General features: G+C 39.7%; 12 protein-coding genes. 10 read left to right on the top strand and 2 right to left on the bottom strand.

Going from position 1 to position 16357, the window contains the following annotated elements; genetic code table 11:
- The 3 genes from B7714_RS00035 to B7714_RS00045 form a co-directional block, all read left to right on the top strand.
- The coding region (locus B7714_RS00035; RefSeq protein WP_142358007.1) for an MSCRAMM family protein at positions 1–1200 on the top strand (1200 nt) is incomplete at its 5' end.
- A gap of 593 nt (positions 1201–1793) precedes the next feature.
- Positions 1794–5159 (top strand): Cna B-type domain-containing protein, encoded by a 3366-nt coding sequence (locus tag B7714_RS00040; protein ID WP_084859153.1) that lies wholly within the window; start codon positions 1794–1796, stop codon positions 5157–5159.
- 205 nt (positions 5160–5364) lie between these two features.
- The gene (locus B7714_RS00045) at positions 5365–6105 is read left to right on the top strand and encodes a class I SAM-dependent methyltransferase (RefSeq protein WP_084859156.1); all 741 of its coding nucleotides are present in this window, start codon (positions 5365–5367) and stop codon (positions 6103–6105) included.
- Between the two features lie 80 nt (positions 6106–6185).
- Here the strand turns inward: B7714_RS00045 and B7714_RS00050 are convergent, their stop codons facing one another.
- Positions 6186–6545: a DUF3397 domain-containing protein gene (locus B7714_RS00050; RefSeq protein ID WP_044020512.1), complete on the bottom strand. Its 360-nt coding sequence runs from the start codon at positions 6543–6545 to the stop codon at positions 6186–6188.
- Between the two features lie 91 nt (positions 6546–6636).
- On the opposite strand from B7714_RS00050, the gene mnmL reads away from it, so the two are divergent.
- The 5 genes from mnmL to B7714_RS00075 are packed head-to-tail and all read left to right on the top strand — an operon-like array spanning position 6637 to position 11337.
- A complete protein-coding gene (gene mnmL / locus B7714_RS00055) occupies positions 6637–7593 on the top strand; it encodes a tRNA modification radical SAM protein MnmL/YtqA (protein WP_084859158.1) in 957 nt (318 codons plus the stop codon).
- Positions 7577–8134, top strand: a complete 558-nt coding sequence (gene mnmM / locus B7714_RS00060; RefSeq protein WP_084859160.1) for a tRNA 5-(aminomethyl)-2-thiouridylate-methyltransferase MnmM — start codon at positions 7577–7579, stop codon at positions 8132–8134. The genes mnmL and mnmM overlap by 17 nt, the downstream gene beginning before the upstream one ends.
- Positions 8127–8381, top strand: coding sequence for a hypothetical protein (locus B7714_RS00065; protein WP_000361094.1), 255 nt, complete (start codon positions 8127–8129; stop codon positions 8379–8381). Before mnmM ends, B7714_RS00065 begins: the two co-directional genes overlap by 8 nt.
- Before the next feature lie 11 nt (positions 8382–8392).
- Complete coding sequence (locus B7714_RS00070) at positions 8393–10447, top strand: cation:proton antiporter (protein WP_084859162.1); 2055 nt, start codon at positions 8393–8395, stop codon at positions 10445–10447.
- A 29-nt stretch (positions 10448–10476) separates the two neighbouring features.
- On the top strand, positions 10477–11337 hold the full coding sequence (locus B7714_RS00075) for a YihY/virulence factor BrkB family protein (RefSeq protein ID WP_000759520.1): 861 nt from the start codon (positions 10477–10479) through the stop codon (positions 11335–11337).
- 39 nt (positions 11338–11376) lie between these two features.
- Here B7714_RS00075 and queA read toward each other — a convergent pair whose 3' ends face one another.
- On the bottom strand, positions 11377–12405 hold the full coding sequence (gene queA, locus B7714_RS00080; RefSeq protein WP_084859166.1) for a tRNA preQ1(34) S-adenosylmethionine ribosyltransferase-isomerase QueA: 1029 nt from the start codon (positions 12403–12405) through the stop codon (positions 11377–11379).
- A 147-nt stretch (positions 12406–12552) separates the two neighbouring features.
- On the opposite strand from queA, the gene B7714_RS00085 reads away from it, so the two are divergent.
- Both B7714_RS00085 and B7714_RS00090 read left to right on the top strand, forming a co-directional pair.
- Positions 12553–13260: a glucosamine-6-phosphate deaminase gene (locus tag B7714_RS00085; protein WP_084859164.1), complete on the top strand. Its 708-nt coding sequence runs from the start codon at positions 12553–12555 to the stop codon at positions 13258–13260.
- A gap of 292 nt (positions 13261–13552) precedes the next feature.
- Positions 13553–16357 (top strand): CshA/CshB family fibrillar adhesin-related protein (locus B7714_RS00090; RefSeq protein WP_142358008.1); only part of this gene is annotated, 2805 nt, incomplete at its 3' end.

Consider the following 16357-nt stretch of genomic DNA (forward strand, 5'->3'; position numbering starts at 1 on the left):
AAAGACTCTAAAGGTGAAGAAAACAAAGTCGTAACTGATGGTTCTAAAGTAACTGTCACTGATAAAGATGATGACCAACCACGTAAGATTACCTTCAGCAAGGTTAGTCTTGGTGGAACAGAAATCGCGGGCGCTCAAATCAAGATCTACAAGGGCGACAAGGCAGAAGGCACAGCTGTAGAAAGCTGGACATCTGAAGCTGGTAAGTCTAAAGATCTCAACTTGGCCCCAGGAACTTACACCTTCCATGAGGAAGCAGCCCCAACAGGTTATCTCAAAGTAACCGACATCACTTTCCAAGTCAAACATGATGGCACAGTGGAAGTGACCAACGTTGGTGAAAAAGACTCTAAGGGTGAAGAAAACAAAGTTGCCACAAACGGCTCAACAGTAACTGTAACCGACAAAGACGATGACCTTCCACGTAAGATTACCTTCAGCAAGGTTAGTCTTGGTGGAACAGAAATCGCAGGTGCTCAAATCAAGATCTACAAAGGCGACAAGGCAGAAGGCACAGCTGTAGAAAGCTGGACTTCAGAAGCTGGTAAGTCTAAAGACTTGAACTTGGCACCAGGCACTTACACCTTCCATGAGGAAGCCGCTCCAACTGGTTACCTCAAAGTAACGGACATCACTTTCCAAGTCAAACATGACGGCACAGTGGAAGTGACCAACGTTGGTGAGAAAGACTCTAAGGGTGAAGAAAACAAAGTCGTTACAAATGGCTCAACAGTAACTGTAACCGACAAAGACGATGACCTACCACGTAAGATTACCTTCAGCAAGGTAAATCTAGCAGGTGAAGAAATCGCGGGCGCAAAAATCCAAATTTTCCGTGGAGAAAAAGTTGCAGGTAATCCTGTGGCTGAATGGACTTCAAAAGCCAAACAATCACATGTACTTGATTTGACTCCGGGAGTATATACTTTCCATGAAGAGGCCGCTCCAACTGGATACTTAGCAGTAACAGATATTACATTCCAAGTTAACTACGACGGAACTGTAACAGTGGTAAATGCTAGTGGAAATCAGGTTGAGTTTAAGGATGGTAAGTTAGTAGTAACGGACCAAACTGAACCAGAAAATCCTAACCTACCAAACACTGGAAGTGAATCTGGACAAGCTGCATTAGCAGCAGGTTTAGCTCTTCTAGCTTTAGGTGCAGGTCTTGTAGCAACTAAACGAAGAAAAGAAGACTAATCTCATTTAGTAGCCAATAAGTACAGTAAAGAAAGATCAGGGATAACCCCCTGGTCTTTTTTCTATGATTCAGAATAATGAAATATGCTAAATTAAACTATTTACCAGTATGGTGTATGACTATTGCTAAATCTCTTCTGATTTTTACTTATATAAAATAGTTTGGATAATTATTAAGGTGTATCAAACTTATAAATAAATGGAATGTTTTGTACAATGTTTCTTTCTGTTTGTTTAAAAGAGAAGTTGTTCGTATGTCTACACTATACTTAAAGAAACTATAGTGTGATGAAAGAATTAGTTTTTATGGCAGTAATTTTACACTGTGTCAATATTTTCAAAAGGCAATAACCTCATAATATTACAAAAAAAGTTAATTTTGTTTTATAATGAAATTAAAGGAGGTTTCTATATTAAGAATAGAACAAATATGGTAAATATTGCACTCACATATAGTTATGAAACATATTAATATGATGTAACTTATTCAATAACCCTCATGGATTTCAATGAATTCGAAAGGAGATGTGTGTTGAGATTTTATAATCATAGTTTGTCGTTTTAATGTTTTCGGTAATTTAGAAAGGAAGATTATGAAGAACAAGAAATTTTGGTTACCCATCCTAACTTCTCTGGCCTGTTTGCTAGGGATGTTCTTTGCTCCAAATTCAGTTCAAGCAAAGGAACTGAAGAACGTTATCAGTAATATTGGAATTTGGGAGGTTGATAATGGTAAGTTTATAAAACCGGATGCGAATGGTGTTTATACACTTTCTCCTGAGCATCATAACTACTCAAATTATAAATTCACTGTTGATTACGATTTGAGCGCCTATGATGGTAAATTAGAGGACGGTGATACCTTTACCTTTACTGTTCCGAGCCCTTTAACTGTTAGAAATGAAACTTTTGATTTAAAAGATAAGGAAACAGATCTCGTTATCGGAGAAACTCAAATTGTATCAAACGGGGATAATAATGGTGGTAAGGCAACTATTACATTAAAAAATCTGAAAGCCTATCTTGAGAAAAAAGGTGGCTATCAGGTCCAAAACGTTAAAGGAAATTTCTTTGTTGGTTTTAGTTCTAAAAATGAATTAAGCAATGAAACGCTCCGTTTTGATAAAACGGAAACCATAAATGAAATTACCCATCAAATCAAGGTTAAAAAAGGTGATGCGGCTGATTATTCTGAAGGAATTGGTCGAGCTAATTTCAATAAATATCACGGTTTGATTTACAAAGAGGATTGGACATCCAAGGCTCTAAATAAGAGTGGAAAATACTTACACAGCTGGTATGTTCGTGTTAATCCGAAACAGGCAGCCTATAATAAAATTGAAATTCATGACTGGGTAGATCCAAACGCTTCGCCAATGCAGATGATCCCTGAAACATTTAGCGTCACGGCAGGTTGGTATGATCAATATTATTACTTTAAAGATGAGGTTGTCTTAGAAGCTGGTAAGGATTACCAAGTAAAATGGAATGATTCTTACACAGAATTTACTTTAACAATTAACAATGCATCTTCAATTCTTGCGAAGAACGGTAAACCAGCAGCATTTCGAATTAATTATAAAACAAGTGCTCCAGCTGATGGCACGCAAGTCCAAAACAATGCTGAAATGAAGGGTGATGACCAGATTCTAACATATGACGACTATAGTAATAAGACAGTCGTTAAGCAAATCGGAAACTCAGTCATTACTTCTGGTGGTACAATTCAGTTAGAAACTGCTTACCGTATCATTCTTTACAAGGTCGACGAGCTGACTCATGACCGTCTAAAAGGAGCAAAATTCAAGATTACTCCTCCAGCAGGAGCTACTGCTAAAGAGGAAATTGTAACGACAAATGATGACGGAATTGCTGAATCATCTATTTACTCAGAGAGTGATATCAAGAAAGGGAACTTTACAGTAACCGAGGTTGAGGCTCCTGAGGGATATGAGTTGAATCCTACTCCATTTGAGATGACTGTTGGACAAGATGGAGCTATCAAAACAGTTACAAATAAACGTAGCAAAGCTAAAGCCAAGATTAAAGCGAATAAAAAACTTACAGGACGTGAGTTAAAGGCTGAAGAGTTTGAATTCACTTTAACAGACCAAGATGGTAAGGTGAAAGAAACTGTGAAGAATGACAAAGACGGAAACGTTGCTTTTTCAGAATTGGAATTCGACAAAGAAGGGACTTATACCTTTAAAATTGCTGAAAAAGCTGGCAGTGATACAAGCATCAAGTACGACACTAAAACTGTCACGGCTACAGTTACTGTAGCGGACAAGGGTAAAGGTGCACTTGAAGCAACTGTTTCTTACGATGATGAAAAAGCTTTCGAAAACGCTTATACTCCAGAAAAAACGGAAGTTTCTGTGAAGAAAAAATGGGATGATAAGAACAACCAAGATGGTAAACGTCCATCTTCTATCACAGTTAAATTGCTTGCAGATGGCCAAGATACTGGAAAAACACTTGAATTGACTGAAGCAAATGGTTGGGCTGGAAGCTTCAAAGACCTTGATGCTGATAAAGGCGGCACACCTATCCAGTACACTGTAGTAGAAGTAACTGTTCCTAGTTACACTTCAGAAGTTACTGGTGACGCTGCATCAGGATTCACTATCACAAATAGCTATTCACCAGAAACAGTTGATGTAAAAGCAACTAAGAACTGGGAAGATGCCAACAACCAAGACGGCAAACGTCCGACTAAGATTACAATCAATCTTTTAGCAGACGGTAAGAAAGTTGATTCGAAAGAAATTCAGGCTGCTGCAGACGGAACATGGACTGCTACATTCGAAAAATTAGCAAAATATAAAGCTGGTAAAGAAATCAAATACACTGTAACAGAAGAAGCCGTAGCAGAATACGAAGCTACTATTACAGACTTTACCATCACAAACAAATATGCTCCTAAAGAAATTGACTACAAGGTAACAAAAGTATGGAACGATGCCAACAACCAAGACGGTAAACGTCCTGAGTCCGTAACGGTTCAACTTTACAAAAAAGTAGGAGCTGCAGATCCAGTAGCCGTTGAAGGTAAGAAATTGACCTTAACAGCTAAGGAAAAGACTGATGATAACACTTGGGTAGCATCCTTCACCAATCTTCCACAATACGAAGCTGGAAAAGAAATCACCTATTCTATCAAGGAAGTGGATGTACCAGCTGGTTACGAAGCCTCTGTGACTGGTCAAGTAGTGACAAATAATTACACACCAAAAACAGTAGTTCTTTCCGGAACTAAGGTTTGGGATGATAACAACAACCAAGACGGCAAACGTACAACATCTGTGAAAGTTCAAATTCTTAATGGCGACAAAGTCGTTCAAGAAATTGAAGTATCAGAAGCAACTGGTTGGAAGTTCGAATCAAAAGCACTTCCTAAGTATGAAAATGGTAAAGAAATCGAGTACAAAGTCAAAGAAGTTGTTGTTGCAGAATACAAATCAGTAGTTACTGACCACAAAGACGGTAAGTACACTATTACCAACAAACATACACCGTTGAAAACCACTGTAAAAGGTAAGAAGATCTGGAAAGATGAAGATAACAAAGATGGTATCCGTCCATCTTCTGTCACTGTGAAACTTCTTGCAGATGGTAAGGAAACTGGTCAGACAGCTACAGTGTCAGAAACAAGTGGCTGGACTTATGAGTTCACAGGTCTTGATCGTTATCAAGAAGGTAAGGAGATTGCCTACACTGTTGAAGAAGTGAATGTTCCAGATGGTTATACAGCTTCAGTAGAAGGTTACAACATTACAAATACGCATACTCCTGAAAAACCAACACCTGGCAAACCAAATGAGCCAGGAAAACCTAAAAAAGGTGGTGAATTGCCTAATACAGGAAGCGAGTCTAACCAAGCGGCTCTAGTAGCTGGATTCGCCCTTCTTGGATTGGGAACAGGATTTTTGGCAGCAAGACGCAAAAAAGAAGATTAAGTTTTTTAAACGGTATCTTTTACTAAATTTGCAACACGTTTTAAAAGTAGAAACAAGTGTCAATAGAAATTGGCACTTGTTTTTTTGTAACTGACCCTGGTTCTGCTACCGGATACAAGTAGATAGTTGCCACTTACTGAAAAGCTATTGTTTTTGTGACGAAATCCTCTATAATAGGTGACAAATAGAAAAGGAGATGTTGCATATGATTGAAACAAGATTACAAGATAAATTGAAGTCAGGTTTGGAGGTAGAAAATTTTCAAAAAGATGGCGATATCTATCTGTCTCTTAATCCAGAATATCTATCTGGAGATAATGCTAAATACATGACTATGTATAACCGTTTGGCTCGCTGGTATGATATGAGTGAGAAATGGATAGGACCGCTTCTCCACGGCAAGGCAATTGACAAGTTGAGAAGGGATCTGATGGAGGAAATAGAATGGAAAGATAATTTATCTGTTCTTTATGTCTCTATCGGGACTGGTCAAGATCTCCGTTATATTCCTGAGACAATTGACCTGAAAAGTTTAGACTTTGTAGGGGTAGATATTTCTATCAGTATGCTAAAAAAATGCCAGAAATCTTGTGCTAAAAAGACCAATCTGCAACTTTTCCATGCTTGCGCGGAGGATCTCCCCTTTGCGGATAATAGTTTTGACATTGTCTACCATATTGGCGGAATCAATTTTTTCAATGATAAGGCTAAAGCTATGCAGGAAATGCTACGAGTGGCGAAGCCAGGGACTAAGATTTTAATTGCAGATGAGACGGCAGACTATGTGGATCAGCAATATAAGAAAAATCATTTTAGTAAGGAATATTTTAAAAATGCTACTGTTGATTTGAGTGAAATTGAGAATGCTGTTCCAAGCGAAGTTAAGGAAAAGGAATTGAAACTTCTATGGGATGGCAAATTCTACGCCTTAACATTTAGGAAATAAGAAAAGTATCTTGGTAGAGCATAGAAAACAAGGTATGAAGATAAAAACATTCCCTCGGACAACTGTCTGAGGGAATGTTTTTATGGGAGCATCATCAATTCGACAATCATAGCTATGTAGATGATTAAGGTAAGGAGAAAACCGGCTCTCCAGAAGAATTTGATGAATTTAGGGTAATAAAAACTTCGTTTTTTGACAAGGAAAAAGACTACAAGGAGGATTGCTAGGAGTGAAAGTGCGACTCCAAGTCGCGGTAGAAAGTTGTGGATAAAGGCTTTAGCAGTAATCAGATAGTACTCAAATACCAAAAGTGGAAAAGCTAGATCCGCGAAATTAAATCCTATTTTCCTAAGTCCGAAAAGCTTGGTGACAATAAAGCAAACTACCAAGGTTAATATCAATAATAAAATAGATGCTATTTTCATTAAAATCATACCCATATTGTATCATAAAAAAACGCTAAAGGAAATGAGAAACAAGGGAATTTGTAGGAAAGTCAGGCTTTTGAGATTGTAGGTGTTTTTTGTTATAATGAAAGTTATGAAATCTTATAATACCTTGAATGATTATTATCGAAAACTTTTTGGAGAAAAGACTTTCAAAGTTCCTATTGATGCGGGATTTGACTGTCCCAATCGGGATGGAACTGTAGCTCATGGTGGTTGTACTTTTTGTACAGTTTCAGGTTCTGGAGATGCTATCGTGGCACCGGATGCTCCTATCCGCGAGCAATTTTATAAGGAAATTGACTTTATGCATCGCAAATGGCCAGATGTTAAAAAGTATCTGGTTTATTTTCAAAACTTTACCAACACCCATGAAAAGGTGGAAGTGATTCGGGAGCGATATGAGCAGGCTATTAACGAGCCAGGTGTAGTAGGAATTAATATCGGAACGCGTCCGGACTGTTTACCAGACGAAACCATCGAATATTTGGCTGAGTTATCGGAGCGCATGCATGTGACGGTAGAATTGGGCTTACAGACAACCTTTGAAGCAACCTCTGACCTGATTAACCGTGCTCATTCTTATGAATTGTATGTTGAAACAGTAAATCGCTTGAGGAAATATCCCAAGATTGAGATTGTTTCTCATTTGATCAATGGTCTGCCCGGTGAGACTCATGAGATGATGATTGAAAATGTCCGTCGCTGTGTTACGGATAATGATATTCAAGGAATTAAGCTGCACTTGCTCCATCTTATGACCAATACACGTATGCAAAGAGATTACCACGAAGGACGCTTGCAACTGATGAGTCAGGATGAGTATGTCAAGGTTATCTGTGACCAACTGGAAATCATTCCCAAGCATATCGTTATTCATCGGATCACAGGAGATGCACCTAGAGATATGTTGATTGGTCCCATGTGGAGCCTTAATAAATGGGAAGTGCTAAATGCTATTGAAACTGAGATGCGCCGTCGTGGAAGTATGCAAGGATGCAAGGCTGTAAAACAGGAGTTTAAAAATGAAAAGACCACTTGAGATGGCACATGATTTTTTGGCTGAAGTTGTGACAAAAGAGGATATTGTAGTGGATGCGACCATGGGCAATGGCCATGATACCTTTTTTCTAGCCAAGCTAGCCAAGCAAGTCTTTGCCTTTGATATCCAGGAGCAGGCTTTAGAGAAGACGCAAGAGCGTTTGGATCAGGCTGGAATGACAAATGCCCAGTTAATCTTGCAAGGTCATGAGACACTAGACCAGTTTGTGACAGAAGCTAAGGCAGGGATTTTTAATCTGGGTTATCTGCCTTCTGCTGACAAATCCGTCATCACACAACCTCAGACTACTATCGAAGCCTTAGAAAAGCTTTGCCATTTGCTTGTCAAAGGAGGACGGATTGCTATCATGATCTACTATGGTCATGAAGGAGGAGACACCGAGAGGGATGCTGTGTTGGATTTTGTTAGCCAGTTGAACCAACAAGAGTATACAGCTGTTATTTATCGAACTCTCAACCAAGTTAACAATCCACCGTTTTTAGTTATGATTGAAAAATTAGAAAGGTATAGACATGGATAAACAATACCTTCGTGAGAAGCTTGAGGCAATGCGCCAAAATTTTGTCGAGTCAACGCATCACGAGCGAGCAGTCGGAGTGCTCGACGAAGCACATATGAGCAAGAAAATGCTTAAAATCAAGAAAAAATTAGTTGCTCTTGAAATGGAACGATGCCAGAAAAAAATTGAGCACAAAGACTGTTCTAAGATTGATCAAAAAATCCAAGAGCAAAAGGAGATTTTTGAATCTTGTTGTAAAAAAGATTAAGGAGGAATTGTGTGGAATTACTCATTTACTTGATTCTATTTTTATTTATCTTAATCATTTCAACCACGACCAATAAGCTTCTGCCTTTTTTGCCCCTTCCTCTTGTGCAAATCCTTTTGGGGATTGGGATTGGCTTATTTGTTCCAGATGCGGACTTTCATCTCAATACAGAGCTGTTTCTGGCCATGGTTATTGGTCCCTTACTTTTCCGGGAGGCAGAAGAAGCGGATATTACGTCCATTTTGAAGCATTGGCGGATTGTCGTCTTTCTGATCTTTCCTGTGATTTTTATCTCGACCTTAAGCTTGGGGGGCATGGCTCACTTCCTTTGGATGACTCTTCCTTTAGCTGCCTGTTTAGCAGTTGGAGCGGCACTTGGGCCAACAGATTTGGTTGCCTTTGCATCTCTTTCTGAACGTTTTCGTTTTCCAAAAAGGGTTTCCAATATCCTAAAAGGGGAAGGACTCTTAAATGACGCTTCTGGTTTGGTTGCCTTTCAGATGGCTCTGGCTGCTTGGACAACAGGAACGTTTTCTCTCAGCCAAGCTGGAACTTCCCTAGCACTTTCTATCCTTGGTGGTTTTGTAGTCGGTTTTGTGACGGCTATGGTCAATCGTTTCTTGCATAGCTTTTTACTGAGTGTGCGAGCGATAGATATAGCCAGTGAACTATTGCTAGAGCTAAGTTTGCCACTCATGACCTTTTTCATCGCAGAAGAGTTTCATGTTTCAGGGATTATCGCAGTAGTGGTTGCAGGTATTTTGAAGGCCAGTCGCTTTAAGAAAATTACGCTCCTTGAGGCTCAGGTAGACACCGTGACGGAGACCGTTTGGCACACCGTGACCTTTATGCTAAATGGATCAGTCTTTGTTCTCTTGGGAATGGAATTAGAGTTGATAGCAGAGCCGATCTTGTCTAATTCTCTCTACAATCCCCTTCTTTTACTGCTTTCAGTTGTCGTTCTGACCTTCTTACTCTTTGCGATCCGCTTTGTCATGATTGCTGGTTTTTACTTTGTGAGGACGCGTCGACTTAAGAAAAAAATTCATAAGTACACGAAAGATATGCTTCTTTTGACCTTCTCTGGTGTCAAAGGGACAGTATCTATCGCGACTATTCTCCTCATACCAAGTCATTTGGAGCAGGAATACCCTCTCTTACTCTTCCTTGTAGCAGGCGTTACACTATTGAGCTTTTTAACGGGTTTATTGGTTCTCCCTCACTTATCTGAGGAACAAGAGGAAAGCAAGGACCATTTGATGCATATTGCGATTTTGAATGATGTAGCTGCAGAATTAGAAAAAGAGCTGGACCATCACAAGAACAAACTCCCTCTTTATGCAGCTATTGATAATTACCATGGTCGGATTGAAAACCTCATCCTTAGTCTGGAAAATAAGAGAGTCCAAGAGGACTGGGAGTCCCTCAAACTTCTCATCTTGAGTATTGAGAGTGATGGTTTGGAGCAAGCCTACGAGGAAAATAGAATCAGTGAGCGTGGCTATCGAGTTTACCAGCGTTACCTAAAAAACATGGAGCAGAGTATCAATCGGAATTTCGCTTCTAGAGTGACTTATTACTTCCTAGTTTCCTTACGGATACTGCGCTTTCTACTCCATGAAATGTTTACCTTTGGCAAAACTTTCCGTAGTTGGATGAATGAAGAATCGCGTAAACTACTAGCAGTTGACTATGATCAGATTTCAGAGTTGTATTTAGAGAATACAGAGCTGATTATCGAGAGTTTGGAAAACCTCAAAGGGGTTTACAAGAGTTCTCTGATTAGCTTTATGCAAGAGTCTCGTCTACGCGAGACGGCCATTATCGGAAGCGGTGCTTTTGTTGAGCGGGTTATCAATCGCATCAAGCCAAACAATATCGATGAAATGCTACGAGGCTACTATCTCGAACGTAAGGCAATCTTTGAATACGAAGAAGCTAAACTGATAACAGCCAAGTATGCCAAAAAACTACGCCAAAATGTTAATAATTTAGAGAATTATTCTCTGAAAGAGGCTGCGAATACCTTACCTTATGATATGCTAGATTTAATCAGAAGAACTTAGATGATGAAAAAAATGACGGAGGATGGAACATGAAAAAGTGGTGGAAAGAGCTGATGGACAGGCCTTTATTGAAAGCTTTTTTGCATTATTATCAAGCATCTGATAGCGAGTTGACCAGTGTTGCGGTTGCCTACTATTGGTTGATTTCAATTTTTCCTTTGCTAATGATAATGGTCAATATTTTGCCTTATTTTCAGATTCCAGTCTCAAATTTCTTACTGACAATCAAGGAATTCTTGCCTGATACGGTGTATGATGTGGTTGCCAAGATTGTACGAGAAGTTCTGACTCAACCATCAACTGGTTTGCTGAGTTTTGCCGTTTTATCTGCCCTCTGGACCTTTTCAAAATCAATGGATTTCCTCCAAAAAGCTTTTAACAAAGCCTATGGAGTGACCAAGAGTCGAGGCATTATCTCCCATCAGTTGATGAGTTTACTTGTTAGTTTCGGCTTGCAGATTCTTTTTGCCTTGGCCTTGTTTTTGAGTATGTTTGGTCGTATGTTGCTTAACCTCCTCAAAACTTACTGGCAATCAGACAGTCCGCTATTTTCCTACCTGCAAGATTTTACAGGCCCTCTGGTCTATGCCTTGATCTTTGCCATTCTGGTTATGATTTATTACTTCCTTCCAAAAGTAAAAGCACCACGAATCCGCTATGTTTTACCAGGAAGTGTCTTTGTCTTGCTAACTCTTATCTTTTTATTGAATATCTTTTCTGTCTACGTCAATAGTTATGTTAATCATCTAGTTGACGTTCGATTTTTCAGTTCCATTATCGTGGTGGTTATGATGTTCTGGTTTATTCTCATTGCAAAGATTTTGATTATCGGAGCAGTTATCAATGCCAGTGTTCAGAGTTTGAAAGATCCAAAGTTTAGTATGGAATAATTAGAAAAATCCTTATTAGGTTTCCTAATAGGGATTTTCTTAATGGATAAACATGGCATCTCCAAAACTGAAGAAGCGGTAGTGTTCTTGGATGGCATGGTGATAGGCATCTAGGACTAAGTCACGACCGGCAAAGGCAGAAACTAGCATGACGAGAGTTGACTTGGGTAGGTGGAAGTTGGTTGAAAAAGCATCCACAACCTTCCAGTCGTAGCCGGGTTTGATAAAGATATTGGTCCAGCCAGAATCAGCCTGGATTTGCCCATTAAACTTGGAACCGATGGTTTCCAGTGTGCGGATCGAAGTGGTTCCGACAGCGATGACGCGTCCACTATTTTCCTTAACAGAGCGAAGAGTGGCTGCTGCTTCCTCAGAAAGTTGGTAGAATTCGGAGTGCATTTCGTGTTCGTCCAGATTGTCCACAGAAACAGGTCTAAAGGTTCCGAGTCCGACGTGAAGAGTGAGATAAACCAGATGAACACCCTTGGCTTGGATTTCTGCTAGCAGTTCTTTAGTAAAGTGGAGACCAGCAGTCGGTGCAGCAGCAGAACCACTTTCTTTAGCGTAGACCGTTTGATAGCGTTCACGGTCATCCAATTTTTCATGGATATAAGGTGGTAGTGGCATTTCACCCAGGCTTTCCAAAACTTCTAGGAAAATTCCTTGGTATTCAAAGCGGACAATGCGGCCCCCGTGGGTCAATTCTTCCGTAACGACGGCGCTGAGGCGACCATCGCCAAACTTGACACGAGTGCCAACCTTGAGGCGTTTGGCAGGTTTAGCCAGAACTTCCCACTCATCACCAGCAGTATTTTTGAGCAGGAGAAGTTCCACATGTCCTCCGGTTTCCTCTTTTTGACCATAGAGGCGGGCAGGGAGAACGCGAGTGTCGTTCATGACAAGGGCATCACCAGGTTCCAGCATGTCGATAATGGAGTGGAAGTGTTTATCCTGCATTTCTCCCGTCTCGCGATTAACGATAAGAAGTTTAGACGCATCACGTTTTTCAAGTGGCGTTTGGGCAATCAATTCCTCAGGCAAGTGGAAATCAAAATCAGCTGTATTCATTTTTTTCATCATTCTTTCTAAGTTCTAATCCTATCCATTATAACATGTTTCAAGTTTAGACGCTCTTTTTTTAGAAATTAAATCGTTTTCACTTGACAAAAATTGGTCTATACCATATAATGAATATAGAAACATGGAGGATATAAAATGAAAGTTATAAAAGTTGAGAATCAAGTCGAAGGTGGAAAAGTAGCTTTTGAGATTTTGAAGGAAAAATTGGACAATGGTGCTCAAACATTAGGACTTGCAACAGGAAGCAGCCCGCTTGAGTTTTACAAGGAAATCGTTGAGAGTGACCTTGATTTTTCAAATCTGACTAGTGTGAACCTTGATGAGTATGTAGGGCTTGATGGGGACAATCCACAGTCTTATCGTTACTTCATGCAGGAAAACTTGTTCAACCAAAAACCATTTAAGGAAAGCTTCTTGCCACGTGGTGTTAAGGATAATGCTGAAGAAGAAGTTGAACGCTACAATCAAATTTTAGCTGACCATCCTGTTGATTTGCAAATCTTGGGGATTGGTCGCAATGGACACATCGGCTTTAACGAGCCAGGAACTCCATTTGATAGTCAAACGCATCTAGTAGAACTTGACCAGTCTACTATCGAAGCCAATGCTCGCTTCTTTGACAAGATTGAAGACGTTCCAACTCAAGCCATTTCGATGGGAATTAAAAATATCTTGGATGCCAAGTCAATTATTCTCTTTGCTTACGGTGAGTCGAAAGCAGAAGCCATTGCCGGAACAGTGTCTGGCCCAGTGACTGAGAATCTCCCAGCAAGTAGCCTACAAAACCACTCTGATGTGACCATCATCGCAGATGCAGAAGCGCTCAGCTTACTCGAAAAATAAAAATTACACGAACCACTTGCTCTTTGGAGTGAGTGGTTTTTTATTCTTTATAAATAACAGTATTTTTTTATTATATTCTAAGAAAGGTTAATTTAGTTTGTAAAATAGTTTATTTGATTGATGAAATATTAGTATAAATATTCTCAAAAATCAACATAAAGAACTTTTAACATAACAATGTTTAAAAATTTTGCTTATTTAATAGAAAAAAGTTAATTTTCGGGGATAATTTAGTGGCTAATTCATAGAAAATAATGTATAATATCTTAAAAAATAATTTTAGGAGATTTTAATGGGAAAAGAATTATTTAATCCACACCTTCGTAAGTTTTCTATTCGGAAACTAAACGTGGGTGTTTGCTCTGTGCTCTTGTCTACCTTGGTTCTATTGGGAGTGACGTCTCAAGTTAGCGCTGATGAAACAAGCGCTTCTGGTGTCCAAAATGAGATTTCTCGAACGGATCTTAATGAACCATCAGCAACTTCTACAGCACCAACAAATTCTGAAGCTTCTGTAGTTGCTTCAGCTACTGAGGCTCCTCAATCCGCTGATAGTACTAAACCAACAAACTCAGCTTCAGAGTCTATTGAGAAACCAAAGGATGAACAGTTAATTGTTTCTGAAACGCCTCAACCTTCAGTTGAGAAACCAGTTACTTCTCCAGAAGATAAATCTATTGAGAGTACTAAACCAGAAACTGCAGTTGCTCCAATAATTTCTGAACCTACTGAGACGTCTAGTGCTACTGAACAATCTACACGTTCTCGTAGAGTACGTCGTGATACACAGGCAACTACAGTTGCACCAGCTAGTTATGCAGGTGCGGACGATGCGACTCCTGTACCACGTACATCTAAACCAGAATTGTCTGAATCAGAGAAGAAAGAAAGTACACAATTAGCAAAACAAATTAACTGGATTGATTTCTCTGATACAGCAAGCTTGAAAAACTTAGATCCTCAGGGAGGGTTTAAGATTGGAACTACTTATACGAAGGAAATTTCGCCTGGCTATGTAGTGACACTTACCGTTACAGAGCTCAAACCATTTCAATCAACTGAAATCTATAAAAAACGGGTTGAAGGAACTTCATCTGCTGGAACTTATGATCCAAATGCAACAAACAATTATTTAAAAAATTGGAAAGATTATGGAAAAACTCCACCTCCTGTATCAGGTCAACCTCAAGATAAATGGAGTACTATTGGTGGACAAGGTTTTGATACAAAAGGCCATAAAACACAAATTATCGTACCAGTTGATGGTGTAAACTGGGGGGTTAAATTTAAAATAGAAGCCACTTATCGTGGTAAAAAAGTAAAACCAGCAGTTGTTATGGCTGATGGAGAAGATGCTAACCCTGGTGAATATGGTATTTTTACCACTAACGGTGAAGGTTGGGAATACGTAGGAGAATGGATGAAAGGTCCTCGTGCAAAAGGTCCTTACACTGTTACGACTGAAGAACTTGTTAAGCAGGCTGACAAGACAACAAGAGGTGGTCTACTAATCCTAAAAGATAAGACTGTCGATTGGAATAAGTTTTTGAGTCCTGATACAGTTACAGGTGGTCTAGGTAGTCAAGTATTTGGACCAATAGTTTCAGCAAGTAAAGCAGTGCCAGTTGTAATGACCCGTGGGGCTTCTGAGGTAGGTTTTTATGTTGCAACCGCAGGGCAACAGGCACTTATGATGGGATTCTTGGTAGTTGATGGTGGTGATGCGCCAGAAAGTTACGGTGAAGCTCACCATACTATCTCTACACGCGATTCGATAACAAATGCTCAAATAAAGCAACCTTACTTAGGTTCTACAGAAGCAGATATCGATGTGGATTCTAAAAATAACTGGACTTCTGATGATCGTGAGGATGTTTCAGATGAAGGTTCACAGCAATTGCTAACTGCTGATCAATATAGCAATACTAACGACCTCTTGGATTTAAATAAAGCTAAGAATGGCACTTATACTCTTAAGATTAAGGCTAATCCAAATGGTAATGCTAAAGCATATGTCAAAGCATGGGTGGACTTCAATAATAACGGGAAATTTGATGATAATGAAGGCAGTGTAGTTAAAGAAATAACTGCTAATGGAGATCACACTTTAACATTTAATGCAATTCCGAGTCTTAGTGGTGGATTAGTTGACCAACTTGGAATGCGTGTGCGTATTGCGACTAATGCAGGTGATATTGAGAAGCCTACCGGGATGGCATTTAGTGGTGAAGTAGAGGATATGTTGGTTCGTCGTACTTATCCACCCCAAGGTGAAAAGAAAGAAACAACCGGTCTTCAAGGTGAAACACAAAATGCTACAGTTCACTTCACACCTAAAGGACCAGATCGTTCAGACTTTGTAACTAATGCTAGCATGAGTAGCCAAGCGCCACAGATTTTGGATAATCAAGGAAATGTATTGACTCCAACAAACAGCAATACTTATGTGCGTCCGGAAGGGACCTATGTAGTGACTACTAATGGAGATGATATCGATGTAGCGTTCACACCAAATGCAGACTTCACAGGAACTGCTGAAGGGATTAATATTCGTCGTACAGACTCGAACGGTTCATCAACTAACTGGCAATCAACTGATGCATCAAATCCAAATAAGAATGACATTTTGAACAATATGGATGGTCGATACATTCCTACTGTTCGAAAGATACCAACATATGAATCAACTGGTGTTCAAGGTCAAGAACAAAACAAAAATCTAATCTTTAATGATGGTGATCCTGCAAAAACGCCAGTGACTCCAGATGCTTCACGCCCTGCGACCTTTGTGAATGCTAACGGCCAACCTATTACTGGTAACTCAGTTCCTGCTACATCCAATGGTCAGTCAGTTGGAACTTATGAGTTAGACCCTAACACTGGTCAAGTCACTTTCAAACCTAACAAAAATTTTGTTGGCACCCCAGACCCAGTTACTGTCCAAGTAAATGATTCTAACGGTGTTCCTTACCGAGCACATTATAAACCAACAGTGACTAAGGTAACCCCAACCAGCACTAACGCAACCAGCACAGGTCCTCAGGGTGTTCCACAAACAGGAACTCCAAGTTTCCAAGGTGGTGATCCACTGGTTCCA

It is taken from the genome of Streptococcus oralis subsp. oralis, assembly GCF_002096595.1.
Classification (GTDB): Bacteria; Bacillota; Bacilli; order Lactobacillales; family Streptococcaceae; genus Streptococcus; species Streptococcus oralis_D.

What these genes read in the sequence shown, in the direction of transcription:
- B7714_RS00050 (WP_044020512.1), bottom strand. Translation starts at nt 6,545, where the DNA reads ATGGGTATGATTTTAATGAAAATAGCATCTATTTTATTATTGATATTA.
- queA (WP_084859166.1), bottom strand. Translation starts at nt 12,405, where the DNA reads ATGAATACAGCTGATTTTGATTTCCACTTGCCTGAGGAATTGATTGCC.
- B7714_RS00040 (WP_084859153.1), top strand. Translation starts at nt 1,794, where the DNA reads ATGAAGAACAAGAAATTTTGGTTACCCATCCTAACTTCTCTGGCCTGT.
- B7714_RS00075 (WP_000759520.1), top strand. Translation starts at nt 10,477, where the DNA reads ATGAAAAAGTGGTGGAAAGAGCTGATGGACAGGCCTTTATTGAAAGCT.
- B7714_RS00085 (WP_084859164.1), top strand. Translation starts at nt 12,553, where the DNA reads ATGAAAGTTATAAAAGTTGAGAATCAAGTCGAAGGTGGAAAAGTAGCT.
- B7714_RS00065 (WP_000361094.1), top strand. Translation starts at nt 8,127, where the DNA reads ATGGATAAACAATACCTTCGTGAGAAGCTTGAGGCAATGCGCCAAAAT.
- mnmM (WP_084859160.1), top strand. Translation starts at nt 7,577, where the DNA reads ATGAAAAGACCACTTGAGATGGCACATGATTTTTTGGCTGAAGTTGTG.
- B7714_RS00045 (WP_084859156.1), top strand. Translation starts at nt 5,365, where the DNA reads ATGATTGAAACAAGATTACAAGATAAATTGAAGTCAGGTTTGGAGGTA.
- mnmL (WP_084859158.1), top strand. Translation starts at nt 6,637, where the DNA reads ATGAAAGTTATGAAATCTTATAATACCTTGAATGATTATTATCGAAAA.